A 22,177-nucleotide genomic window follows, 5' to 3' on the forward strand; every position below is an offset into this window, starting at 1 on the left:
CGAGGCGCGCGTGCGTCGGCCGAAGCCGGTCGCAGGGATCACCACAACGACGGAGCCACGCAGCTGGGCGTATGATCCGACGATCGTCATCGAGCGCGACGTCCAGGACCAGAAGGGCAACTATATTGCTCGCGCCGGGCAGAGCGTGAACCCGCTCGATTTCGTTGCGGTCCATCAGGCGCTGGTGTTCGTGGACGGCGATGACGCCGCGCAGATGGAATGGGCGACGTCGCAGTACAGCGACCTGAAAGCCAAGATCATCCTTGTGAACGGTTCGCCGATCGAAGAGATGACCAACCGCAAGCGCCGCTTCTACTTTGATCAGGAAGGTCGCCTCACCGGCAAACTTGGCATTCGGCACACGCCGGCCGTCGCCGTCCAGAACGGCCGCGTCCTGAAGCTCTCGGAAATCAAGCTGAAGGGAATAAGCTGATGCCGCTCTGGCTCGATCTCCTGCGCACGCCGATGGCAGCGCCTGAAACCGACGATCTTCGCGTCATGCGGCGCACCTTCCAGGCGCTTTGCGTTCTGTCCGGGATCGGCGTGATTGCGATCTCGCCGCTCGTTGCCCTTTTCGGGCCTCCCGCTTCGCTTATTGTGGCCGCCATTCTTGCCATGACGGCGCTGCACACCGCGCTGTACGTCTTCCGGAAGAACCGCGCCGACAACGCCTTTCTCGATGCCGCACAGGCGTCGGAGGAGCGCGCGTGAAGCTTCTGCGCCTCCTTACGCTTATGCTCGGTGCGTTCGTGCTATCGATGACGCTGAGCCCGCGCGCGGAAGCGCAATCGAAGTGCTCGGGCAAATTCGTGAACCCGATCACCGACGTCTGCTGGTCCTGCCTGTTCCCGCTTTCGGTGGGTGGCCTCAAGATCTGGCCGAGCAATCGCGCCGACACGGAAAATCCGTCCCTTCCTGTCTGCGCGTGTGGCAGTCCGGTGCCGCGCATCGGCATTTCGGCTGGCTTCTGGGAGCCCGTTCGCCTCGCCGACGTCACCACCAAGCCGTGGTGCTTCGTCAATTTGGGCGGCACGAGGATCACTCCCGGGTTCGATATCGGCCAGGGCCAGTTATCCGGACCATCGCAGACCGGTGGCAACGGGCAGAACACGTCCAAGTGGCACGTCCACTGGTACGTCTATCCGCTTCTCTACTGGATGGAGATCCTGACCGACTTCCTGTGCTTCGAGCAGGCGTCGTTCGACATCGCGTACATGACCGAGGTCGACCCGCTGTGGCAGGATGACTCGCTCACCGCGCTTATCAACCCGGAAGCCGTGCTCTTCTCGTCGCCGATCGCCCAGGCTGCGTGCGCCGGCGACTGCATCGCGGCAACCGCCAAGCTGCCGCTCGATGCGACCTTCTGGTGCGCTGGCTGTCAGGGGCCGATGTACCCGGTCAACGGCAACATCGCCGCCTCGATCGGCCATGTGCAGGCGTCGCGTCTCGCGCTTGCCCGCTTCGCCTTCAAGATCCACCGCGAAGGTCTCGCCTGGGGCACGATGGGATCCAAGGGGCTTTGCAACAAGTATCCGATGCCGGTGCTGCGCAAGCAGCAATACCGCGTCCAGATGGTCAACCCGATCCCGATGGTCAGCGGCAAGATGGCCTGCTCGCCTCTCGGGGCCTCGACCATGCCACCGCAGGCAGGCCGCTCCTTCCCCGTGAAGGGCGAGGACATGGGCTACCTCGTCTGGCGCAAGCGCAACTGCTGCGTGCTCTGAGGAAAGACAATCATGCGCCGCATCACCATCGTTATCGCCGCAATCGCCGGGCTCGCCGGCATCCAGGCAATCGCACAGACCGTCGATGGTCTCGACCTCGAGGCCATCAAGCGCCGCTCGGCCGCCATGCAGGGTGACGCCGACATCTTTGCCGAGCACGTCCGCAACCGCGGCGACGCGTTCCGTGAGGAAGCGGTCGCTATCCAGGCCAAGAGCACCGACAATCTGGCGAACCTTGCCAAGGCCGATCTGCCGAGGAACGGTGACGGTGCGTTCGATTTCGACGAGATCATCAAGGGCGCGAGCCAGAACGTCGCCGGCACCAAAGGCGATGCCCCGCAGTTCATCGCCTTTGCCAGCCTGTCGATGCCGCCAGCAGCGCTCCGTCAGCTCATCGCCGACACAGCCAAGGCAGGCGGTGTAGTCGTCTTCCGGGGCTTCCCGAACAACTCGATGAAGGCCTTCAGTGCCATGCTTGGCAAGGTCGTCACCGACAAGGATCAGCTGTCCAATGTCGGGATCGATCCCCGACTCTTTCGCGCGTTCAACGTCGAGGCGGTCCCGACCTATGTCGCCGTCTCTACCGACTTCGATCTCTGCTCGGGCCTGAATTGCACCACCTCGGTCCCGACCCACGACAAGATCACCGGCAACGTCTCGGTTCGCTATGTGCTCGACACCTTCGTCGCGGCGCACGGTCCCGGTGCTGGCGTCGCGTCGGTCGCATTGCGCAATCTCAGCAAGGGCGTCTGAGTGAAGCGCGTCGCTTTCTCCTTGCTACTGAGCGTCCTGGCAGGCGCCACCAGCGGCGTCGTCGCACAGACGACGATCGAGGAAGCACGCAAGCAGGGCGCCGATCTCGGAAAGTCGATGCGTGCTGATGAGAGTCTGGGGCCGAACGACGCCAAGCTCGCACAACTGCCGGGCTATGGCGGCACCAATCTAGCTGAGAAGGTCTATTTCGACGATCCCGACCGCCTCGTGGTTGATGGTGGCTCGAAAGCCGGCACCGACGAGGCGTTCGGCACGGTGACCGATCGCGGCCGCACGCGGGCGACCTTCAGCAATGCCGAGATCCTGGCAGCGACCTCGCGCGGCACTGCGATCGAAAAGGATCCTGACACCTATCTGGGTGGCGAGAACATTGGCGGTGCCGAAGGCACATGCACGGCTCTCCCGCCATCAGTCGGCTCGAAGGGCTATTATGAGGCGACCTGCAACAAGGGTTCGAAGGTCACCGATACGGTTGAGGCCTGCCGCGGAAACCTTGTGCCGACCGTCATCAACACCGCGCGCTGGTTCTACTACGGCGTTCTCGACAAAAACGAGGGTTACGGGTTCGCCAAAAACAGCGTCCTGCAGGCGAAGGTCAATGCCGGCGTTTGCCGTGCAGAGCCTGTTTCGAAGCACATCTGCGACGCGCAGATCGAGCTTGGTGCCGGCGGGAACGACGCCGAAGGCTACCGTAAATACTGCAAGAAGAATGTCAGCGGCACGGCGCAGCTATATTCCTGCAATCCCGAAATGTCGGCTGCCGAGAGCGCCAGCCATCACAATAATGCGACCGGCACCCCTTATCTCAAGAAGGAAGGGACGCTTAGCGTCACCGTCGCCCGCAACGAGGGCACCTGCCCCGCGCTTGCGGCCGACACGACGTGCGTGCCCCAAGCGACAGAGGTCTGCACCGAAGGTCCTGAGACCCGCATCATTGAGGGCGTGCCGGTCACACAAGCATGCTGGGCCTGGGCGCGTTCCTTCACCTGTCAGCGTCTCACGCCGGCGAGCGACTGCAGCGCGCTCGACGACAACAAGATGTGCAAATTCCTCCGCGACGAGTGCTTGGATGATCCGCAGTCCGGTGCGTGCAAGGTGTCGCAGCGGGTCTATAGCTGCCCCCTGCCCGACGATAAGGCGTCCACCGACAAGCAATATGTCTGTGGCGGCGACGTTTATTGCCTCAACGGCAGCTGCGAGACGATCGAGCGCGAGGCCTCGACCGAGTTCAAGGACGCGCTGGTCGCGCTTCACTCGATCGGCGACGCCGGCAAGCAGTTTGATCCGGACAACCTTACCGTCTTTTCCGGTGAGCGCGGCACCTGCAACAAGAAGATCTTTGGTGCTTCGAATTGCTGCTCGGGCAGCGGCGTTCCGCTGCTCACGCCGTGGCTGTGCAGTTCGGCCGAAAAGCAGCTCGACGAGAAGGACGACAAGGGGCTCTGCCACAAGGTCGGATCGTACTGTTCCGATAAGGTTCTAGGCGTCTGCGTCACGTCCAAGGACGCCTATTGCTGCTTTGGTAGCAAGCTCAGCCGCATCCTTCAGGAGCAAGGCCGTCAGCAGATCGGCAAGCCGTGGGCCAAGCCCAAGGACGAGACCTGCAAGGGCTTCACCATCGAGGAGTTTCAGCGCCTCGACCTGAGCCAGATGGATTTTTCCGAGGTCTATGCGGAGTTCATGGATGCAGCAAAGCTGCCCAGTGAGGTCTCCGTGATGGCCGACATTCAAACCAAAATTCAGGGGTACTATGACCTTCACGGGAGCAAATGATGCAAGCGGTCCGGGGGGGCCATGTTCGATCGACATGACGGTGCTCGATCTTGCCATTTTCCTCCGCATCCATCGCTCCGGCCGGGGCACATCGGCCGGCGAAGTCGCGCAGACCATCTCGCATTGGTTTCAGTGCGATGTCGATCCGCACCAGGTCGAGCAGGCCTTTCCGCGCATGGCGGACAACGGCTGGCTGGTTCTTCGGGAAACCGGAATGCGGGCGACCATCAAGGGGCGGAAGCACGGTCGCAGCCACCTTCGCGGCATCGTCCGGATGCTCGATCAGGGCACCAGGATGCTCGACGTCGCCGCGATGATGTCAGTTCTCAAACTCGCAATGATTGAGCTCGACGGGGAGCATGATGATGACGACGATCAAGACTAAGCGTGCCGGGCGGTTGACCGCTGCCATCCTGATGCTGCTTGCAGCGACGGCGCCTGTTGCAACGCCCGCGCTTGCGCAGGCCATAGATCTGCAGAGCGCGTCGATGGCTGAGGCGATCGATGACGACGATGCGCAGGCCACTAATGCTGTGGTCCAGCCGGAATTTGATCAGACGTCTGACGCCCCGGAGCAGCAGCAGAGCGGCGACTTCTATTGTGGCGAGCGGAAACTCGGCCAGTGGTTCTACTGCGAGCGGCCCAAGATTAAGCCGCCTGCCCCGCAGGCGTCCGCACAGCCGCAGCAGTCGTCCACGGCACAGCTGAAGGCGATCACCAAGCAGCTGGACGAACTGAAGGCGCGGGCGATTTTGGAGCCGACGGAAGCGAATGTCATCGCCTATGTACGCTACCAGCGTGAGCAGCTCGATCGAGCGTCGACCTTCTCCGACACTTGGCAGCGTACGCTCTGGCAAAACCCGGACATCGATTACACGCTGCAGCGGCCGGTCTCGACCGTCGGCAAGCGCGCATGGACGGACAATCGCGCTGCTACGCGTGACCAGGTCCTTTCGCGGCTCGGCCAGCGCTACGGCATGTTCTACTTCTTCGCGCAGTCCTGTGCTGCCTGTGAGGTCTTCTCGCCGATCCTGCGCTCGGTTGCCGATAGCCACCGCATCACCGTTATGGCGGTGTCGACCGATGGCGGGCCGAGCCGCCAATTCCCCAACTATGTCGTCGACAGCGGGCAGCGTCAGCGCATGGGCGTGCCGCTTGCGACGCCGGCGCTGGTCCTCTTCGACACCGTCACCCGCAAGACGGTGCCGGTTGGGTTCGGCGTCATGTCGGCCGACGAAGTGATGGAGCGGATCTTCATGCTCACCAATTCCAAGGTCGGGAGTGACTTCTGATGGCAAACACCCCTTCTCTCCTTCCCTCACCCTTCCGCGCCCTTCTTCGCCGGACCGCTGCTGTCGCCATGACGCTTGGTGCCGCGAGTATGGTGCCGGTCGGGATCGCGCGCGCGGACGTCGCCGGCCAGATGAACGAGTTCTTCCAGGATGCGGGCGGTGCCGCCAATGTCACCGGCCCGAGCGCCTACCAGGGCCAGACCGCTGGTTACTACTCGATGGGCAACGTTTGGAGCCGTTTCCCGCAGAAGAGCGTCCAGCCGTTCAATCTGCAGATGCCCAAGGTGTCAGCAGGCTGTGGCGGCATCGATCTGTTCACCGGCTCCTTCAGCTTCATCAACGGCGCTGAGATGGTCGCTATGCTGAAGGCGACTGCCAACAACGCGTTGGGTTTTGCTTTCCAGCTCGCGATCGACAGCGTCTCGCCCGAGATCGGCAAGGTCATGGATAGCATGGCCAACAAGGCGCAGCAGATGAACCAGATGAACATCTCGTCGTGCGAAGCGGCGCAAGGATTGGTTGGATCGGTCTGGCCTAAAATGGCTGGCGCACGCTCGACGGTCTGCGCAGCGGTCGGCAATTCGCAGGGTAAGTTTTCCGACTGGGCGCGGTCGCGGCAAGGCTGCGGCGCGGGCGGTGAGCAGGATGCTACTCTCGAGGGGAACACCGATCCGACGATGGCCGACAAGATCCCGGGCGCGCCGCGTAATTACACCTGGGATGCGATCAAAAAGTCGAACAAGTTCGGCAGCACCGATCAGCAATTCTCGGAATATCTCATGACGCTCGTCGGTACGATCGTCATCAATCCGAAGGCCCCGGCCGGAGCGATCGTCGGCTTCGTAGGCCCGGCCGAGGATGCAGTCGTCACCGCCCTCCTCGACGGCACTGCGACAGGCACGCCGGTCAAGATCCTGCACTGCGACGAGGCAGAAGCATGCCTCAACATGACCGAGCAGACTCTGCAGGCGGGACCCGGCCTGCGCTCGAAGATCAAGGGAATGATCGACTCTATCAATTCCAAGATCCGCACCGATGCGGCGCTCGATGCGTCAGAGCAACAGCTCCTCAATATGACGACGTTGCCGCTGTATAAGATGCTCGCCGTACAGGCGATGGCGCACCAGAACTTCGCCGATGGCGAAACCAGCGCGCTGGCTGAGATCGTCGCTGTGAACCTCCTCTCGTCGATGATCGAGAACATGCTCGACCGGATCAGCCAGTCTACCGTTCAGGTCCAGCCGGCCGATGCCGAGATGGGCAAAATGTGGCGTGATCAATTGGCAGAGGCGCGCACGCGCTACGCTCAGCGTGACGTCAAGTTGAAGGACACGCTGAACCAGACGATCGCGCTCATTAATAAGTCGGTAATGCTCGAATCTACCCTCCAGAACAGCATGTCGCCGGCGATGTCTGCATCGCTGAATTTCTCGCGGGGCCTGAGTGCCCAGGGCCTCAACTAGGACGGGTGACGGAGCATGGTTGAGGTCTTCACGATTGGCGGTGGCGAATACATCGTCAACACGTTCAACGCGGTAGCGGCATGGACTGGAGGCGGTGGTTACCGCTCGCTTCTACGCGTGGTGATGGTCCTCGGCTTGATTTACGCTTTGCTCGCTGTCGCCTTCACGATGAACGTGCGTGCATGGCTGAACTGGTTTCTCGGCTCGTCGCTTATCTACACGTGCCTGATGGTGCCAACCGTCACTGTGAAGGTTACCGACCGCGTAAACCCGTCGCTTGCCCCTGCTGTCGTGGCGAACGTGCCCCTTGGCCTTGGTGTCATCGCCAGCTTTACCAGCCAGGTCGGTGACTGGCTGACGCGCACCGCGGAAACGGTGTTCACGATGCCAAGCCAGCTCAGTTACTCGACGAACGGCATGGTCTATGGCGCGCGGCTGCTTGATGCGACACGCAACTTCCAGATCCGTGACGCCGAGTTTGCGACCAACCTGTCGGCGCACTCCAAGAACTGCGTCTTTGGCGACATCATGCTCGGCCAGAAGTCGATGACGGACCTCGCCTCGGCCAAGGACCTATGGGCGGCTATGGGCCCTGGGTCGGCTGCGCGCTCCCAACCCTGGGTTGAGCGTTCGGGTGCGGCAACCACCAGCAGCATCGTTCCCTGCCGTCAGGCCTACGGCATGCTTGATGGCCTTTGGCATACGATGATCGAGGCGCACACGTCGCTTTGGGCGAAGGAAACCTATCCCAAGCTGTCCACCTCGGTCGCCTCTGCCAAGCTTCGCAGCGATGTGCCGATCGTCAATCAGGCCTTCACGGCTTCCAGCGCGAACTATGAGACGATCTTGCGCCAAAACACGGCCATTAATGCGTTCATGCAGGCGCGTGACGGCATGGCAGGTGGTCCAGGCGCGGCGTCGATCGATACGTTTGCGACGACGCGTGCAGACATCCAGGCGCGCAATACCTACAATTCGATCGCGCAGCAGGCGATGAGCTGGGTCCCGATCCTCAACATCGTCCTCACCGTCGTGTTTTACGCGATGTTCCCTGTCATCTTCCCGCTGTTCCTGATGCCGCAGACCGGCGTCGGTGCCCTCAAAGGGTATCTGACCGGGTTTTTCTACCTCGCTGCGTGGGGACCGCTGTACGTGATACTTCACATGATCTGCATGACGCGGGCGACCAGCGCAGCGCAGGGTGTCGCGGAGGGTGGCATGTCACTTGGGACCTATGCCGGCATCGGTGCGGTCAACGCGGAAACTGCGACAATCGCAGGCTTCATGCTGATGTCAGTGCCGTTCCTCGCGGCCGGTCTCGCTAAGGGTGCCATGAGAATTTCCGGCCAGGCAACGTCGGTCCTCAGTCCAGCGCAGAACGCGGCCGAGGCTGCGGCAGCCGAGCAGACGACCGGGAATTACAGCTACGGCAACACCAGCTTTGCCAACTCGACCTCGAACATGCGACAGAGCAATCAATGGTCGGACGCACCAGCGTTCTCAACGGGCGGATTTGCCTCCAGCTTCCGTCACGATAACGGTGCAACAACAAACAGCTTTGGCGATGGCCAGAACGTCTACGACACGTCGAAGGCGATATCGAGTCTGCCCTTCAGTGCGTCGGTCGTGCAGTCCGCGATGGCGACTGAGAGCCGTCAGGCCGCCACAGCGGCCCGCATCTCTGACGGTTTCGAACAGGCAAGCCGTCGGGAAACGTCGCATCTGAATGCTCTACGCAACGGCCACTCATGGTCGAGTGAAAATTCGTCCGGTTTTGACTCGAGCGCGGGATCGCGTGGTGGCAGCAATACCGAGTTGAGCGATCGCAATTCGATAACGGGCAGCAACGGGGTTCAAAACAGGCAAAGTGTTGGTGACGGGACGCGTCATCAGAATGAGACTGGCAAGGGTACGAACTGGAACGATCAGCTCTCTGGCGGCGTCAAAGTTGGCATTGGGGTCGGCGGAAAAGGCGGTGGTGGCGGCCTTTTGGGGGCAGCAGCGAAGGCAGTTGGGCTAAGTGCTGGTGCAGACGCTGGCTATTCACAAAGCTATCTTCGGTCCGATACGACCAACCGGTCTGACAGCAGAAACACGAATGCCGAAAATTCGGTCGCGGCTTCTGACGGGATTAACCGTGACCATTCGACTGGTGCTTCTGTCAGCACCAATGACGGCACCTTCCACCAATCAGGGTCCTTTTCACGGTCATCGCAGTCTGAATCGAGGTCTAAGGCGATCGAGGAATCGCTCAGCAAGATCGAGTCGTACAATGAACAGGCGCGGCACTATAAAGAGCTGTCTCAGTCGCTCGAGCAGCATGCCAGTTTCGCTGAAAGCAATGGCTTTAACCTTTCCCAAGATCTGCGTCAGGACTTGGCTCGTTGGTACGATAAGGAGGCCCAGTCTAACCCGTTGATGCCAGCGTTGTGGAAGACTGACCTCAACGGCGCGCAAGAAGGCTTGCGGAACGCTGCTATCGGTAAGTGGGCGACCCAACGTTCGGACTCAATTGAACGTGATATCCAGTCTGCCCTGACCAACCCCGCCCTTGCAGATATGAAGGTCCAAGGCGTTGCGTCAGAGGCCAGTATTGCTGGTCACTATTCAGGCGGTGGGGGCATTGGAACGCCTCATCCCGTCTCCACTGGGAGCCCCGATCGCGCACGTGAGGATCAAATAATTATCGCAGGAGCCTCTGAGCTATTGGGAGAAAAGCACAGGCGCGATATCGGAGTACGACAGTCTTTACGCTCAGGACCAAAGGGGCCGGAGGTCGACTGATGTTACGCAAGAAGCATATGTGCGGCGCCAATCAAAACGCCGTTAAAAATTATCAGGAAAAGAATTATCGACATTCGGCGCGACGCTGGTGTCGGCGTTTCATCGCCGCTGACAACATCATTGTCATCGGCCCAAAGAGGATTTGCATACCAATAGCCCGCGCCGCGGTTGGGAGTGCCATCGGAGTCCATAATCATCGGTTGAGTAGGATCGAACATAATATGCCTCCAAGCGGAGGCTAGCCCGATATCAGCAGCGAGACAAGAGAGGCAGGGGCATGCCGCTTACCAGTCGTGAAGTCTTTCGAAAGAGCGAAATGAGCATCTTGGTATCCCATCAGCATGGGCATTTCATGGTCACCCAGCACCGCCCGCCGGCGCTCGACGACTTATCGGGGACTCTCATCTTCGGCTTTTCGTGGATGCTGATCATGGCGATCGGACTCATGCCCATTGCGGAGGTTTCACTATCTCGTTCGCCGTCGATTACGATGCCGACGACGATCGCTTTTTTGTGACTGTCGCAAGCGCTGTCCTGCTCCGCCGGCGCTATTCGTGGATGGGTCTGGTCCTCCACATCTTCGGCCAAATCGCCATCTGGCTTTCGCTGTTCGTGATGTCGCTTGCGATCGTGCTGATCGCGATCCCGCTCGAATGATCCCTTTGAGCCTCATCATCGGTGATAGCACCGCCCTAGGGACAGCAAATGCGCTTGCTGCGCAGGGAATACGCTGTGCCGTCCACGCGCGGGTCGGTGCGCCGTCAGGTGAGTCCGTCAAAACATTCCGGTCGCCCGTAGGTGCTGGCCGCGTCCTGATCGCTCTCGGTTCTAATGACCCGACCAACCCACGCCTGGCGCGCAACCTCATGGTCGTTCGTCAGAGAACGATGGGATCTCAGGTCACCTGGCTTGCGCCCTATCACGCCAGCCCTGCCAGAATTGTCACGGACATAGCGCGTAGCTTCGGCGATCCAGTGATTCAGCTTGCCTCAATTCCGAGCCGCGATCGCGTGCATCCGCAAAACTACCGGAAGGTCGCAGCTACCCTGCAGTGGCGAAAAACGGCATCGATCCGCGCGGACTATCGCCCCACGCGCGCCCTTCCTTCACCGCAACATGAATCGTCGGTTCGCCAAGCAGTCGTGCTTAGCTTCTGATTGAGCTTTTCATTACATCTCCGACGTTTGCGGGGTTCAAAAGGAGCAGGGATGATGAGTGGTTTTGACTTCGACTAAAGCGGCACCTTCGGAAGCGAGAAGTCGGCCGACGATTATGTGAAACGCAACAATCTGAGCGTGCAGGATTATCAATTCCGTGAGACGGTCGAAGGCGAGAACGTGGAGTTAGAGGTCCGTCGTCCCTCGGTGGACGACGAAAAACTTCACGACACTGGTGAAGGCCGTAAAGAGGGCTTCTTCTGATTTCACAACCAATCAGCTATCTGCCCGGCCGTAAGCTTCGCGGGGGTGTTCATGTGTTGGTCCAGAGGCAATCACGGCGTCAAAAAAAACTGCCATCTGCTCGCTGCTCAACTCGATAGTATCTGACCAATCATCCGGAAAATGAACCTCTGGCTCGAACCCGCGATAGAAAAGGTCGGGCCGCACTTCCCAAAGCTTTAGCATTTTCTCTTTGGAGTTATGCTTTACGAGGTTCACGAGCCGGCGAAGGTTTTCGACCTCGGGGCTAACCGGAATGTCCATGGCTGCTAGAGCGGTCGCGAGCGCTCCGTGGTTGTCTTTGGAAGTGGTGAGCTTCGTCATCTTCCTGACGACGCGCTCCCATGCATGGTAAAGCGCTATCATCATGCTCTTACGCACCTCCATCTGGGTGCTTTTGATCGCCATGAAGTCGTAGTGGTAGCCCTCGTTCGGATCGTTGAGAAGGTCACCATCAGAGTCGAAGGTAGGTCCCTCTATTTCCCCCGCCGCAATCTTGCGGTCGTTTTCTGCCATTTCGGCAGCCGCGCGCTCCTCATCCTCCCTCATCGCTCGTTCTGCGGCTTCCAAACCGCGCCGCACCAGGCCTACCGCCTCTGCGAGATCGTATGCGTAAGGGTTAAACTTCAGCCAGCTCATCGTTGGGTGATGCTTGACGGGCGACCACTGGGTCAATCCGACAACCGACAAAGTGGGTGAGATTCTGACAAAGAGAGTGAGACAGCCTCATCCTCTTTGTCCCGCCTGTTTCATATCGCGGGTCATGGCGGCGTAACTTCCTCGTAGCAGCCGGCCCGACGAAGCTGGCGAATGATCCCGTTGAACGCAGCAGTGACGCCCTGAGCTCGGCCAATTTCGTTGTCCTGCGCCGCTGCGTCCCAGAACAAGGTAAGCGGCCATTTCTCGGGGCAATGCGGCAGGAGACACCGAAGAGCGAGGCGGATCTCCGGCACATCGACGCGGACATCGGAACAGCGGGTGACGCCGGTGCGCAAAATATGCACGGACAGCGCGATCACGACACGCTGATGCCTCGGCAAATTCGACACCGATCAATGGAAGTCATGCGACTTGAACCGCACGACCTCCTCTGGATCCATACCGTCTGCGTGGGGCGGCCAGTATTGGTTGCGTGGTTCAGGATTCCATCCCTTGTCGCCACGGTCGGGCGAGCCGGGATGTTGTGCAGCATCGCCACGTCCGGTCCGGTGCGGAAACGACATGTCACCAACGCGGTGGAGGAGGTCGCCGTGGTCGACGATCCGGCTGCAGATCACATGGATGATCTCACCTTCCTTTTGAACCTGCCCCTTCATGCCGACCATCGACGCCGACATAATCGTCCGGCGTTGTGCCTCGAAACGACCGGGCCAGAGGATGCCGTTGGCGATGCCAGTTTCGTCCTCGATTGTTATGAACAGCACGCCTTTGGCGGAGCCGGGCTTCTGACGGACCAGGACAATGCCGGCGACCTCGACGTATCGGCCATCCCGGATGTTGGCGAGATCGGCGCATTTGGTGACGCCGCGCCGCGTCAACTCGTCGCGCACGAACGTCAGCGGATGCGCGCGAAGCGACAGCTGCAGCGCCCGGTAGTCCTCGATCACCTCTCGGCCGTCGGTCAACGGCCGCAATGCGACGTCTGGCTCGAGGCCTTCCGCGCTGAAGGTCTCGGCGGATCGATCAGCTGCCGCGAAAAGCGGTAGCGGAGCCTCGCCGAGCCCCCTCACCTTCCAAAGACCTTGCCGACGATCGACGCTGAAGCCGTGAAAGGCGTCGCCGTCAGCCAGCTTTTCGATCGCGGCGCGCTGCACGCCAGACCGTCGCCAGACGTCCTCGACGCTCTCAAAGGGTGTGATCGTACGCGCGCCAACGATCTTCGCACCATCAGCGTTCGACAGGCCGCGGATTTGGCGAAGGCCGAGCCGCACGGCAAGGTAGCGCCCGCCTGTCTTCTCCAGCGTGCAGTCCCAGCGGCTGGCGTTGACGCATGGCGGCCGCACCTCGACGCCGTGGTCGCGCGCATCGCGCACGATTTGCGCCGGCGCGTAAAAGCCCATCGGCTGCGCGTTCATCAGCGCGGCGCAGAACACGTCGGGGTGATGATGCTTCATCCACGATGACGCGTAGGAGATCTTGGCGAATGAAGCCGCGTGGCTTTCGGGGAAGCCGTAGCTGCCGAAGCCCTCGAGCTGGCGGAACGTCCGCTCGGCGAACTCCCGCGGGTAGCCGCGTTCGACCATGCCCTCGATCAGCTTCTCGCTGAAGTGCGAGACACCTCCGGTGAACTTGAACGTCGCCATGGCGCGGCGCAGCTGGTCCGCCTCGGCCGCGGTAAAGCCCGCACCGACGATCGCGACCTTCATCGCTTGTTCCTGGAAAAGAGGAACACCAAGCGTCTTCTCGAGCACCGCGCGCAGCTCTGGCCGGGGATATTCCGGCTTCTCGAGTCCCTCGCGCCGGCGAAGGTACGGATGAACCATGTCGCCCTGGATTGGCCCCGGCCGCACGATCGCGACCTGAATAACCAAATCATAGAAGCGGCGCGGCTTCATCCGCGGCAGCATGCTCATCTGCGCGCGGCTCTCGATCTGGAACGTGCCGAGCGTATCTGCCTTCGAGATCATGGCGTAGACGTCCGGATCATCGTCCTGCAGGTCAGCAAGCCCGACGCGCAGTCCCTTGTCCGCCTCAAGCATGTTGAAGGCCCGGTTCATGCAACCGAGCATGCCGAGGCCGAGGACGTCGACCTTCATGAACTTCAGCGCATCGATGTCATCCTTGTCCCATTCGATGATTTGGCGGTCTTCCATGGCCGCGGGCTCTATCGGGACGAGGTCATCTAGGCGGTCATGGGTCAGGACAAACCCGCCCGGGTGCTGGGACATGTGCCGCGGCACACCGATCAGCTTTCGCGCAAGCTCGAGCGTCAGGCGGAGCCGTCGATCGCCAATGTCGAGGTTGAGCTCCTCGACTTGCTTCTCACCCACGCCTTCGGCCGACCAGCCCCACACAAGCCCCGCCAGTGACGAGGTAAGATCCTCCGGCAGACCCAGCACCTTGCCGACGTCACGCACCGCACCCCGCGCGCGGTAGCGCGTCACGACGGCCGTCAGCGCGGAGTGGTTGCGACCGTAGGTCTCGTAGATCCACTGAATGATCTCTTCGCGACGCTCATGCTCGAAGTCGACGTCGATGTCGGGTGGCTCGCGGCGCTCCCCCGACACGAACCGCTCGAACAGCAGCTCATGCTTGATCGGATCGATCGAGGTCACGCCGAGCACGAAACAGACGCACGAGTTGGCGGCGGAGCCTCGCCCCTGACACAGGATCCCGCGCCGGCGGGCCTCCCGCACGATCGCGTAGACGGTCAGAAAGTATGGCGCGTAGCCGAGCTCGCCAATCAGCCGCATTTCGTGCGTTATCTGGTCGGTATAGGCCTGCGGCACGTCGCCATCGAACATCCGCTCGACCGCTTCTGTGGCCAGCTTCTGCAGCGCTTCCTGGGCCGTCAAACCATCGATCAGCTTCTCATGCGGGTACTGATACTGAAGCTCGCCAAGATTGAATGTGCAGATCCGCGCGATGTCGACGCTCGCCTGCAACGCGTCGGGATAGGCGCGGAAGCGCCGGACCATCTCGTCGGGCGATTTCAGCGCGCGATCGGCGTTCACTTCCCGCCGATAGCCAAGCTCGTCGACGGTGCATTTCTCGCGCACCGCGGTCACCACGTCCTGCAGCAGCCTCGCTTCGGGCGCATGGTAGAGCACGTCGCCGGTCACGACCGCGCGCACTGCCGCTCCGCCAGCCTGTCGCGCCAGCGCATCAATGCGGACCGCGTCACCTGGCCGTCGCCGCTGGAACAGCGCCATGTAGCCCCGACGCCCGTAGATCGCCTTGAGGTCCTTCAGTGCAGCGAGGTTCTCTTCGTCTGCCTCATGCGGAAGCAGAATGGCGACGACGCCTTCAGACCATGGTTCCAGATCGTGCCAGTGAAGCATGCAACCGCCCTTGCCCGCCCGCTTCTTGCCGACGGTCAGCAATCGGGTGATCCGCGACCAGGCCGGACGATCCGTTGGGTAGAGCAGCAAGCGACGCCCGCACGATAGATCGATGCGCGTGCCCGCAATAGAGCGGACGCCAGTGGCTTTCTGCGCCTCCCATGCGCGCACAACGCCGGCGACCGTGCCGATGTCGCTGACGCCGATCGCCGGGTAGCCAAGCACGGCAGCGGCCGCGAACAGCTCGTCCGGACTCGACGCCCCGCGGAGCAGCGAGAAGTGCGTCAGCACCTGAAGCTCGATATAGTGGGTCATCCAAAGACCCCGTGCATCCACCATGACAAGTCGCCGGTGCCGTCCTCGAAGCCGTCGCCACGACGGAATACCCAGTAGCGACCGCCAGTCTCGTCCTCGACGCGGTAATAGTCGCGCACCGCCCACACTTCCGCATCGCGCCGCCACCATTCACCGTGGACGCGCTCGGGACCGTCGCCCCCAACCACCTTGTACGTCGTGCCCCGCCACTCGAAGCGGCGCGGAGGTTGGTCGGGCATCAGGGCGATCACGCGATGCAGTGGCTCTGGATGCGCGAAGAGACGGATCGGCCGTTTCCACTCCGGCCATGCTCCCGGCAGCTCGTTAGGATCGGATTTGACCACGGCCCGCTCCGGGACATGGCTTTCAACGGGAGCGATGCGGAAGACCGAGTGCATTCCGATCCTGCCGGCGATTAAGTCGACCAAGCGCGCCGGGTCGCGCACCAGCGTCTCGCCGGCGAGGACGGCGCCGAGATCAACGGCGTCGAGCGGCTCTGTGTGCGGCGCCACCATTTGAAACTGCTCGAGCCCCATGCCGGGATCAATGCGCTCGATCCGCAGCTTCAGCAGCCGCAGGAGGTGAGAGACCTCTCGTGTCGGCCGGGAGGTGCCGACCGCCACGATCTGCTCGGTGCCATCGACGCGCATTCCTGTCAGACGGAGCGAGCGTGCGCCAACGCCTTTCGCCTGCAGCAGCACGACAAGATCGCACAAGAGGTCACCCATGACCTGTTCAATCGCCTCGGCCGTGCTGATCGGCTCCAGTAGCCGCCGTTCGACCGCCGGGACCTCGATGTCCTCTCGCGGGGTGATAGGCTCTGCGACACCTCCCAGGGCTTGATCCAGGCGTGTGATGGTCGGCAGTCCGAGACGGCGCGCGAGGGGGCCGCGCGCGACCGGGAGGAGATCCGCGATCCGCTCGAAGCCAAATTTGCGCGCAGCGGTCAACGCCGTGGGCGTCAGGCGCAACGCGGCGATCGGCAACGGGCTGAGCGCCGCAACCGTGCCGTATCGCTCGACGCGAGTAAGATCGTCCTGGCCGAAGCGGGCCAGCGCGTGGGCGGCCCCCGGCGTGTCGGCAACCGCGACGCGCGCCGTGAAGCCTGCACGACGGCAGAAGGCAATCAGGCGACGGCAGAACCGCTCTTCTCCACCGTGGAGGTGGTCGCAGCCAGCAAGATCAATCCAGAGACCATCCGCCGGCGTAACAGCCGCGATCGGCGACCAGCGCCTTACCGCTAACAGGGCAAGGCGATCGAGGAGCGCGGCATCGGCTTCCGGCTCGACCGGACGGAAGTCGAGATCGGACACCAGCGCACGGGCGTGGGTGGCTGCCATACCAGGATGAATGCCGAGCGCATGAGCGCCGGTGCAGGCAGCAACCACCTCCTCGCGTCGGCCGACCTTGCCAATGAGAGCAAGCGGCGCGTGCTGAACCGCGACCATAACGGGCGTGACGACCCGCAACGCAGGCGCCTGCGCCTTGTACGGGTGGCTCGCCGCTTCCGATCGCCTGCCGAGCTCCCGCATTGGCGGCTGCGCGTGGACGGGCAGCGACGCAATCTGCGCCTCGACCTCTTCACGCGACTGCGCACTGGTCCGCGCCCAGCGGGCACCAGGCCGCCAACCGCCGCCCCGCGGTACCGAACAGGCACCCGGGTCGTCGTCGACCGGCAGTTGCAGGGCGGGCCGCTCAGGCGGCCACGTAGCGGGCCGTTCCAACCGTCTCAGCCGCTCGATGGCTAAGTTCGGCAGGAACAGCGAGACGACCCGTCTCATCGCTGCCCTCCACTATCAGGGAAAACCCCTCACCGCCGCGTTGCCGCGCCAGCTCGACCAACCATCTCGCTCGCCCTACACCCGCGACCTCCAGCCGCGCCGAAGGCGCGGAGCCGATCCGCCAGCGCGTCCACGCAGCGGATGGTTCGCAGAAAGGATCCTGGTCACGGCCACGTCGGCGACGCAGCAACAACACCGGCATGTCGGCTTCCGCCGCCACCAGCTGCAGGCGGCGGGTTGCAACCATCGACACCTTGCTCGCTTCTGCGATGATCGCCGATGGCGTCCCGTCGCGAACCGCGTCCTCGATTACGGCGAGCAACGCCGCGTCATCATAGGGCTGAGCATAGATGACATCTGACGAGGAAAGGCCTGCCTGAGCCAAAGCCGGCGCGTAGAGGTCGGTGCGGCACGTGGCCCACAAGACAGGACCGCTGGCATTGGCCGCTTCGCGCGCCGCAATGCCAGCAAGGAACAGTGTGGTTGCGGCATCATCCACCAATGATCCGCTACGCGCCGTCGCCTCGTGAAGCGCGCCGGCACGCAAGCCCCCAGCCCCAAGTCTGCTGTCGATCGCAGCTACGCCGAACGGCAGCACACGGTAGTCGGTGACCGGCGTGGCGATCGTCCGCAGGTGGGCAAGGCTGGTCGCAAGGGACTCGGGGGCGGGGGACATCATGGTCTAAGACTCTATTCGTCCCCTTTATGTTCCGTTACCAAGTCCTACATTGCAAGCGCTTTGATCGTCCCGATCCGGGCTGATGACCGGCCTTTCCCCTCGGCGTACGGAGGGGAACGAAAAAAATACGAAGCGGCAACAAACGGCGAATTATTCGCTTTCGTTTGCCCGTTAGGTGACTCATAGAATCGTCATGCCGATCCGCCCTGAGAACCGCTGGCTCTACCCGATCGACTGGCGGCAGCTGTCGCAGACGGTTCGGTTCGATCGCGCCGGTGCCAAATGCGAGGGATGCGGCCGACCACATCTGCGCCGTGTGGTCCATCTCGGCGACGGACGTTGGTGGGATGCGGATGTCCGGTGCTGGCGGTCGGACCACGGCAAGCGTATTTCCATGAAAGCGGGGTTCGTGCTGGCGTCGATCCGGGTGACCTATGTCGTCCTGGCCTGCGCGCACCTCGATCACGATCCAGGCAACAGCGCGTCTTCGAACCTCAAGGCGTTATGTCAGCGCTGCCACATGATCCACGATGCAGCCGAGCATCGCTGGCAGCGCTGGTGGAATGTCTTTCGGCTCCGAGCCATCCGCGACCTCTACGAGGATCCTCGCGTCACGCGCGAACGCATCGCCAGCCGCTAGAGATCGATGTTGCGGGCCCGCATCGCTTCGGCTGTAAGGTCGGCGATCGGCCCCTGCCCTGAGGTGGCCTCATAGACTTCGGCGACATCGTGATCGGCAAGCTTATCGAGCATCAGCCGCACAGCCGCGACGCTCGAGTCGTCTAGTACGGTCTTTGTCTCGTCATTCGCCATGGCTAAGGTCCCGCCGGTGTTTCCAACGGAGAACGAATAAAATGAACTTAAGTGACCTGGCCAAGGGCGTCGCGGAAGCGACCGGATCGAACGAAGCCGATGCAAAGAAGGCGATCACCGCCGTATTCGACCAGATCGCGGCAGCAGCCGTGAAGGGCGAGGAGGTTTCGATTCCGGGTTTCGGCAAGTTCACCGTCAAGGACCGTCCAGAGCGCGACGGTCGCAACCCCGCGACCGGTGAAGCAATCAAGATCGCGGCCTCGAAGAAAGTTGCGTTCACGGCCGCCAAGGGGCTGAAGGACAAGATGTAAGACGTGTGCGCCGACGAGTAATCTTGTCGGCGCCAACCTGAAAGATAGGCTTCGTGTGCAACCGGTATCGTATGACGGCAAAAGAGGTCGACCTCGCGGTCACCTTCGGTATCCGGCCTCCTTATGAAAAGGACGAGGAATACCCCGTCGGTGACATCTTCCCGACGGGCAAGAAGACCCCATTCTACGGCAAGGTGATCGTGCAGGACGGCGTGGAGCGGAAGCTCGAGCGGGTGGAATGGGGCGTGCCGACGCAGGTGCCCAGTGCCCGCGACCCTTCGGTTAAGCTTACGAAGTCCGTGACGAACGTGCGAAACCTGAATTCCAGCTTCTGGCGATCGATGCTGACGACCCCGGCGCGGCGCTGTCTCGTTCCGGTCACCGCCTTCTCGGAATATGGGTTGGCGCCCGGCGCTGACGGCAAGAAGCCGCTGCACTGGTTTGACGTGCCCAGCCGCCCAGTCTTCGCGTTTGCAGGCATCTGGCGCCCGACCGAGCGCGGCAATGCCTATGGCTTTCTCACGACTGAACCGAACGCTGTTGTGGCGCCCATCCACCCCAAGGCCATGCCGGTCATCCTGCACGACGACGATTACGATCGTTGGCTGACAGCGCCCTGGGACGAACTGAAGGACTTGGTCGCGCCCTACCCATCGCAGTTGATGCGCGTTGAGGGCACGGCATGGGCGGACGCGGACCATGCCCGATCGCCTGTGCTATTCTAGCCGTTGAACCCTGTAAGGTGACTGACAATGACAGAAGCGACATGGGGCGAAAGCGCCAAGACCCCGGACATTAACTGGCGCATGAGCGCGTCATTGGAAAACGTGCCCCGCGGTGACACCGATATCGCCGAAGTGACGAACCTCGAGCGAGCCGTGCGGGATTGGGTCAGGCTGGATCCTGACCACAAAGAAGCGGCAACCTTGACCACGGATCATGCCGTTCAGATCGAAGGGGCTTCCAGTACGACGTTCACGGGCGAAGCCATCGCAGCGCTCGCTGAGCACCTGCCACCTACTCCAACCGAAGAGGAGTAATTACTATGGCGAAATCCAGCGTCCGGTTCGAGCGCGGTGACGGATATTGGGTGGCCGAGCGTGATAGCATCGGCTTCACCGGCACAACCGACTTTGGCCCCGTTGAGTTTCTGATAACGAGCGAAGCGTTGGCTGAAATGCTGAACCCGGAGTTGGAAGGGATTGACCCGGAAACCGCGGTCGAGGTTTTCATCGAGTTTGAAAGCGACATTCATCGCATCGCCCAGCGCGAATTTGTGAAACGCCTAGGTGGTGAGCCACCGATCCTGCTGACGACTTCAGATGTAGCGCTTTAGCGCCAAAGCACGTTTACAATTTAAGTGGGTCATTGGCCCAGAGCGGATTACGCTCCGGGCTCACTTCGACCACATGCCGCTTCAGTACAAGCCGCCCTCTTCTCGCTCCTCCGCTCCTTCCTTCTGTGCTGGCTCAAGATCGTCTGGCTTTTGTTTGTCAGCGATTGGCTTATCTTCAAGGGTATCTTCCAGCCCGTTGTTGCTGTCCGAAAGTTCGTTGACGTCGGTTTCAAGACCGGGTTCTTCGTCTTGCGGGGTAGTCACCATCGTCGCTCTCCTTCATCATACGAAACGATCCAGGAAACCGCTCGGTTGCGGACCGGCGGACATCACCCGGTGCCCTTCGGCGATCTCTCCCGTTACCGGCTCTGACGAATTGGATTGAGTGCATCTCAAGAGGGGTCACGGTCCTGTTAACCCGTTCCCGGCTTTATCGCCCGCCAATTTTCCGGCGATAACGCCGGGATCGAACCGGTGGCGCGTCGTCCGTGGCCTGGATATAGCCCCGGAAATGAGCTTATCCCCACGTGCCTTGCACCGTCTCGTTAACGCCGTTGTCCTGCCGTTGCTGGCGGCACCGTTACCTGTCAGCGGGGCGACGCTTCACAAAGTGAAGTCGCGCGCTTCAGTACCTGCGCCGGTTAAGGCAAGCAGTGCCATCATCGCACTACCTCTGACCCCCATAGTGCCAAAGGGGCAGCGTCTGTGTTCGGCACGCACGCCTACCGGGCTCGGATATACGATGCTGCGACCTGGATCTGGAGCGAAGCCCACCCAAGGCGATGTCTCGCTGGTGAACTACATTGGCTATCTGGCAACGACTGGGGCAGTGTTCGATCAGGGGATGCGGTCGCCATTGCCGGTCAACGGAGTGATCCCAGGCTTTTCTCAAGGATTGCAGATGTTAGCCAAGACTGGCGTCGCGCGGTTCTGTATTCCTGCGGCGATGGGCTATGGGTCGCAAGCGTCAGGCCCGATCCCCGCCAATTCCGATCTTGTGTTTCAGGTCGAGCTCCTGGACTTTAAAACGACAGCGCAGGTCGAGAGCATGAATAGGCCGCCAGCAACCGAAGCGCCTGCACAGAAGGATGCCGTCCCACAGCCATAGTCGGGTCGGCCGCGTCTGGAGGTCCGATCCCAAGCCGCTTGATCGAGACGGCTGATCTCCCTGCCAATCCTGCGTCGACCCTGCTATCGATTGTGGATGCTCAAATCACGGATCAAGCGGCGTGCTGCCGTAGGTTGCCGCGCTGTCGATCGTCTCGCTGAGATCGAGGCGGCGGTTGCTGCACTTAAGGACGAGGACCTCCTCGATCTGGCGGATATATTCTCAAGCGATACGGTAACGCCGTTGAAGGAAATGGCGACTGCCGAGATGGCGAAACGGAACATCAGCTTGTGACCGCACGTAATCAGACGGAGTCGGCCATCTATCGGGTAAAGCTTACGCCCTTGCCGATGGTTATCGACGCAGACGACCAGCCAGTGCCGAATTCACATGTCGTCGATATTCATTTTCCTGGCGATGCCATCGAAACGGCACTCGGCAAGGTCAATACCATCGTCGGTCCTGGGGTAGCCAAGATTATAGTCGACGATACGACCTTCCGGGGCGTGGCCCTATGCTAGGTGTTTAGTCCCGGCATCTGGTGGATCGGATCGACAATGAACCTGTCCGGCTCTGACGTCCAG

29 protein-coding genes are annotated in these 22,177 nt (G+C 61.6%); 21 read left to right on the forward strand and 8 right to left on the reverse strand.

Annotated elements, in window-relative coordinates; genetic code table 11:
* The 9 genes from sphsw_RS02145 to sphsw_RS02185 all read left to right on the forward strand — a co-directional run.
* A partial coding sequence (locus tag sphsw_RS02145) for a conjugal transfer protein TraW (protein ID WP_031439159.1) occupies window positions 1-433 on the forward strand: 433 nt, incomplete at its 5' end.
* Window positions 433-711, forward strand: coding sequence for a hypothetical protein (locus sphsw_RS02150; RefSeq protein WP_031439160.1), 279 nt, complete (start codon window positions 433-435; stop codon window positions 709-711). The genes sphsw_RS02145 and sphsw_RS02150, both read left to right, overlap by 1 nt.
* Before the next feature lie 23 nt (window positions 712-734).
* The gene (traU, locus tag sphsw_RS02155; protein ID WP_042466335.1) at window positions 735-1,724 is read left to right on the forward strand and encodes a conjugal transfer pilus assembly protein TraU; all 990 of its coding nucleotides are present in this window, start codon (window positions 735-737) and stop codon (window positions 1,722-1,724) included.
* A gap of 12 nt (window positions 1,725-1,736) precedes the next feature.
* Window positions 1,737-2,477 carry a type-F conjugative transfer system pilin assembly protein TrbC gene (gene trbC / locus sphsw_RS02160; protein ID WP_031439162.1) on the forward strand — a complete coding sequence of 247 codons (741 nt, stop codon included), beginning with the start codon at window positions 1,737-1,739 and terminating at the stop codon, window positions 2,475-2,477.
* Window positions 2,478-4,271: a conjugal transfer protein TraN gene (locus sphsw_RS02165; protein WP_042466321.1), complete on the forward strand. Its 1,794-nt coding sequence runs from the start codon at window positions 2,478-2,480 to the stop codon at window positions 4,269-4,271.
* 34 nt (window positions 4,272-4,305) lie between these two features.
* Complete coding sequence (locus sphsw_RS02170; RefSeq protein WP_031439164.1) at window positions 4,306-4,656, forward strand: hypothetical protein; 351 nt, start codon at window positions 4,306-4,308, stop codon at window positions 4,654-4,656.
* Complete coding sequence (locus tag sphsw_RS02175; RefSeq protein ID WP_235188250.1) at window positions 4,637-5,563, forward strand: conjugal transfer protein TraF; 927 nt, start codon at window positions 4,637-4,639, stop codon at window positions 5,561-5,563. The genes sphsw_RS02170 and sphsw_RS02175 overlap by 20 nt, the downstream gene beginning before the upstream one ends.
* Before the next feature lie 68 nt (window positions 5,564-5,631).
* Entirely contained in the window at window positions 5,632-7,026 is a 1,395-nt protein-coding gene (locus sphsw_RS02180; RefSeq protein ID WP_031439166.1) for a conjugal transfer protein TraH, read from the forward strand.
* A gap of 15 nt (window positions 7,027-7,041) precedes the next feature.
* On the forward strand, window positions 7,042-9,810 hold the full coding sequence (locus sphsw_RS02185) for a conjugal transfer protein TraG N-terminal domain-containing protein (protein ID WP_052380798.1): 2,769 nt from the start codon (window positions 7,042-7,044) through the stop codon (window positions 9,808-9,810).
* A 2-nt stretch (window positions 9,811-9,812) separates the two neighbouring features.
* Here the strand turns inward: sphsw_RS02185 and sphsw_RS19150 are convergent, their stop codons facing one another.
* The gene (locus tag sphsw_RS19150) at window positions 9,813-10,028 is read right to left on the reverse strand and encodes a hypothetical protein (protein ID WP_152555349.1); all 216 of its coding nucleotides are present in this window, start codon (window positions 10,026-10,028) and stop codon (window positions 9,813-9,815) included.
* 59 nt (window positions 10,029-10,087) lie between these two features.
* On the opposite strand from sphsw_RS19150, the gene sphsw_RS20175 reads away from it, so the two are divergent.
* From sphsw_RS20175 to sphsw_RS18535, 4 genes are all read left to right on the forward strand, one after another.
* Window positions 10,088-10,327 carry a hypothetical protein gene (locus sphsw_RS20175; protein WP_235188251.1) on the forward strand — a complete coding sequence of 80 codons (240 nt, stop codon included), beginning with the start codon at window positions 10,088-10,090 and terminating at the stop codon, window positions 10,325-10,327.
* The gene (locus tag sphsw_RS20180) at window positions 10,324-10,467 is read left to right on the forward strand and encodes a hypothetical protein (RefSeq protein ID WP_235188252.1); all 144 of its coding nucleotides are present in this window, start codon (window positions 10,324-10,326) and stop codon (window positions 10,465-10,467) included. The genes sphsw_RS20175 and sphsw_RS20180 overlap by 4 nt, the downstream gene beginning before the upstream one ends.
* A 5-nt stretch (window positions 10,468-10,472) precedes the next feature.
* Window positions 10,473-10,967, forward strand: coding sequence for a hypothetical protein (locus sphsw_RS19155; protein WP_152555350.1), 495 nt, complete (start codon window positions 10,473-10,475; stop codon window positions 10,965-10,967).
* 117 nt (window positions 10,968-11,084) lie between these two features.
* A complete protein-coding gene (locus sphsw_RS18535) occupies window positions 11,085-11,231 on the forward strand; it encodes a hypothetical protein (RefSeq protein ID WP_235188253.1) in 147 nt (48 codons plus the stop codon).
* Window positions 11,232-11,243: 12 nt separating this feature from the next.
* Here sphsw_RS18535 and sphsw_RS02195 read toward each other — a convergent pair whose 3' ends face one another.
* The 5 genes from sphsw_RS02195 to sphsw_RS02215 all read right to left on the reverse strand — a co-directional run bounded on the left by sphsw_RS02195 (window position 11,244) and on the right by sphsw_RS02215 (window position 18,022).
* A complete protein-coding gene (locus sphsw_RS02195; protein ID WP_031439168.1) occupies window positions 11,244-11,888 on the reverse strand; it encodes a hypothetical protein in 645 nt (214 codons plus the stop codon).
* 122 nt (window positions 11,889-12,010) lie between these two features.
* The gene (locus sphsw_RS02200; RefSeq protein WP_235188254.1) at window positions 12,011-12,268 is read right to left on the reverse strand and encodes a hypothetical protein; all 258 of its coding nucleotides are present in this window, start codon (window positions 12,266-12,268) and stop codon (window positions 12,011-12,013) included.
* A gap of 33 nt (window positions 12,269-12,301) precedes the next feature.
* On the reverse strand, window positions 12,302-15,565 hold the full coding sequence (locus sphsw_RS02205; RefSeq protein ID WP_031439170.1) for an error-prone DNA polymerase: 3,264 nt from the start codon (window positions 15,563-15,565) through the stop codon (window positions 12,302-12,304).
* Window positions 15,562-17,346, reverse strand: a complete 1,785-nt coding sequence (locus sphsw_RS02210) for a Y-family DNA polymerase (protein WP_327195632.1) — start codon at window positions 17,344-17,346, stop codon at window positions 15,562-15,564. Before sphsw_RS02210 ends, sphsw_RS02205 begins: the two co-directional genes overlap by 4 nt.
* On the reverse strand, window positions 17,261-18,022 hold the full coding sequence (locus tag sphsw_RS02215; RefSeq protein ID WP_200874001.1) for an ImuA family protein: 762 nt from the start codon (window positions 18,020-18,022) through the stop codon (window positions 17,261-17,263). The genes sphsw_RS02210 and sphsw_RS02215 overlap by 86 nt, the downstream gene beginning before the upstream one ends.
* Window positions 18,023-18,218: 196 nt before the next feature.
* Here sphsw_RS02215 and sphsw_RS02220 point away from each other — a divergent pair, with 196 nt between their 5' ends.
* Window positions 18,219-18,665 carry a hypothetical protein gene (locus sphsw_RS02220; protein WP_031439173.1) on the forward strand — a complete coding sequence of 149 codons (447 nt, stop codon included), beginning with the start codon at window positions 18,219-18,221 and terminating at the stop codon, window positions 18,663-18,665.
* Here sphsw_RS02220 and sphsw_RS19590 read toward each other — a convergent pair.
* Entirely contained in the window at window positions 18,662-18,838 is a 177-nt protein-coding gene (locus tag sphsw_RS19590; RefSeq protein ID WP_160172587.1) for a hypothetical protein, read from the reverse strand. The genes sphsw_RS02220 and sphsw_RS19590 overlap by 4 nt on opposite strands.
* Window positions 18,839-18,879: 41 nt before the next feature.
* Here sphsw_RS19590 and sphsw_RS02225 point away from each other — a divergent pair, with 41 nt between their 5' ends.
* The 4 genes from sphsw_RS02225 to sphsw_RS02240 are packed head-to-tail and all read left to right on the forward strand — an operon-like array spanning window position 18,880 to window position 20,485.
* The gene (locus tag sphsw_RS02225; protein ID WP_031439174.1) at window positions 18,880-19,149 is read left to right on the forward strand and encodes an HU family DNA-binding protein; all 270 of its coding nucleotides are present in this window, start codon (window positions 18,880-18,882) and stop codon (window positions 19,147-19,149) included.
* A 53-nt stretch (window positions 19,150-19,202) separates the two neighbouring features.
* Window positions 19,203-19,874, forward strand: coding sequence for an SOS response-associated peptidase (locus sphsw_RS02230; protein ID WP_042466323.1), 672 nt, complete (start codon window positions 19,203-19,205; stop codon window positions 19,872-19,874).
* Between the two features lie 27 nt (window positions 19,875-19,901).
* Window positions 19,902-20,189: a hypothetical protein gene (locus sphsw_RS02235; RefSeq protein ID WP_031439176.1), complete on the forward strand. Its 288-nt coding sequence runs from the start codon at window positions 19,902-19,904 to the stop codon at window positions 20,187-20,189.
* 5 nt (window positions 20,190-20,194) lie between these two features.
* Window positions 20,195-20,485 (forward strand): DUF1488 family protein, encoded by a 291-nt coding sequence (locus tag sphsw_RS02240; RefSeq protein ID WP_031439177.1) that lies wholly within the window; start codon window positions 20,195-20,197, stop codon window positions 20,483-20,485.
* An 81-nt stretch (window positions 20,486-20,566) separates the two neighbouring features.
* Here the strand turns inward: sphsw_RS02240 and sphsw_RS02245 are convergent, their stop codons facing one another.
* A complete protein-coding gene (locus sphsw_RS02245) occupies window positions 20,567-20,752 on the reverse strand; it encodes a hypothetical protein (protein ID WP_031439178.1) in 186 nt (61 codons plus the stop codon).
* Window positions 20,753-21,227: 475 nt separating this feature from the next.
* On the opposite strand from sphsw_RS02245, the gene sphsw_RS19595 reads away from it, so the two are divergent.
* The 3 genes from sphsw_RS19595 (at window position 21,228) to sphsw_RS19160 (ending at window position 22,114) form a co-directional block, all read left to right on the forward strand.
* On the forward strand, window positions 21,228-21,593 hold the full coding sequence (locus sphsw_RS19595) for an FKBP-type peptidyl-prolyl cis-trans isomerase (protein ID WP_160172588.1): 366 nt from the start codon (window positions 21,228-21,230) through the stop codon (window positions 21,591-21,593).
* Window positions 21,594-21,689: 96 nt separating this feature from the next.
* A complete protein-coding gene (locus sphsw_RS02255; protein ID WP_042466329.1) occupies window positions 21,690-21,887 on the forward strand; it encodes a hypothetical protein in 198 nt (65 codons plus the stop codon).
* Window positions 21,884-22,114, forward strand: coding sequence for a hypothetical protein (locus sphsw_RS19160; RefSeq protein WP_152555351.1), 231 nt, complete (start codon window positions 21,884-21,886; stop codon window positions 22,112-22,114). The genes sphsw_RS02255 and sphsw_RS19160 overlap by 4 nt, the downstream gene beginning before the upstream one ends.
* Window positions 22,115-22,177 lie beyond the last annotated feature (63 nt).

The sequence above is a fragment of the Sphingomonas sp. FUKUSWIS1 genome (assembly GCF_000733135.1).
Classification (GTDB): Bacteria; Pseudomonadota; Alphaproteobacteria; order Sphingomonadales; family Sphingomonadaceae; genus Sphingomonas; species Sphingomonas aerolata.

Coding starts and splice junctions, on each gene's coding strand:
- sphsw_RS02150 (WP_031439160.1), top strand. CDS start 433: ATGCCGCTCTGGCTCGATCTCCTGCGCACGCCGATGGCAGCGCCTGAA.
- traU (WP_042466335.1), top strand. CDS start 735: ATGCTCGGTGCGTTCGTGCTATCGATGACGCTGAGCCCGCGCGCGGAA.
- trbC (WP_031439162.1), top strand. CDS start 1,737: ATGCGCCGCATCACCATCGTTATCGCCGCAATCGCCGGGCTCGCCGGC.
- sphsw_RS02170 (WP_031439164.1), top strand. CDS start 4,306: ATGACGGTGCTCGATCTTGCCATTTTCCTCCGCATCCATCGCTCCGGC.
- sphsw_RS02175 (WP_235188250.1), top strand. CDS start 4,637: ATGACGACGATCAAGACTAAGCGTGCCGGGCGGTTGACCGCTGCCATC.
- sphsw_RS02180 (WP_031439166.1), top strand. CDS start 5,632: ATGACGCTTGGTGCCGCGAGTATGGTGCCGGTCGGGATCGCGCGCGCG.
- sphsw_RS02185 (WP_052380798.1), top strand. CDS start 7,042: ATGGTTGAGGTCTTCACGATTGGCGGTGGCGAATACATCGTCAACACG.
- sphsw_RS19150 (WP_152555349.1), bottom strand. CDS start 10,028: ATGTTCGATCCTACTCAACCGATGATTATGGACTCCGATGGCACTCCC.
- sphsw_RS20175 (WP_235188251.1), top strand. CDS start 10,088: ATGCCGCTTACCAGTCGTGAAGTCTTTCGAAAGAGCGAAATGAGCATC.
- sphsw_RS02195 (WP_031439168.1), bottom strand. CDS start 11,888: ATGAGCTGGCTGAAGTTTAACCCTTACGCATACGATCTCGCAGAGGCG.
- sphsw_RS02205 (WP_031439170.1), bottom strand. CDS start 15,565: ATGACCCACTATATCGAGCTTCAGGTGCTGACGCACTTCTCGCTGCTC.
- sphsw_RS02210 (WP_327195632.1), bottom strand. CDS start 17,346: ATGAGACGGGTCGTCTCGCTGTTCCTGCCGAACTTAGCCATCGAGCGG.
- sphsw_RS02215 (WP_200874001.1), bottom strand. CDS start 18,022: ATGTCCCCCGCCCCCGAGTCCCTTGCGACCAGCCTTGCCCACCTGCGG.
- sphsw_RS02220 (WP_031439173.1), top strand. CDS start 18,219: ATGCCGATCCGCCCTGAGAACCGCTGGCTCTACCCGATCGACTGGCGG.
- sphsw_RS19590 (WP_160172587.1), bottom strand. CDS start 18,838: ATGGCGAATGACGAGACAAAGACCGTACTAGACGACTCGAGCGTCGCG.
- sphsw_RS02225 (WP_031439174.1), top strand. CDS start 18,880: ATGAACTTAAGTGACCTGGCCAAGGGCGTCGCGGAAGCGACCGGATCG.
- sphsw_RS02235 (WP_031439176.1), top strand. CDS start 19,902: ATGACAGAAGCGACATGGGGCGAAAGCGCCAAGACCCCGGACATTAAC.
- sphsw_RS02240 (WP_031439177.1), top strand. CDS start 20,195: ATGGCGAAATCCAGCGTCCGGTTCGAGCGCGGTGACGGATATTGGGTG.
- sphsw_RS02245 (WP_031439178.1), bottom strand. CDS start 20,752: ATGGTGACTACCCCGCAAGACGAAGAACCCGGTCTTGAAACCGACGTC.
- sphsw_RS19595 (WP_160172588.1), top strand. CDS start 21,228: ATGCTGCGACCTGGATCTGGAGCGAAGCCCACCCAAGGCGATGTCTCG.
- sphsw_RS02255 (WP_042466329.1), top strand. CDS start 21,690: ATGCTCAAATCACGGATCAAGCGGCGTGCTGCCGTAGGTTGCCGCGCT.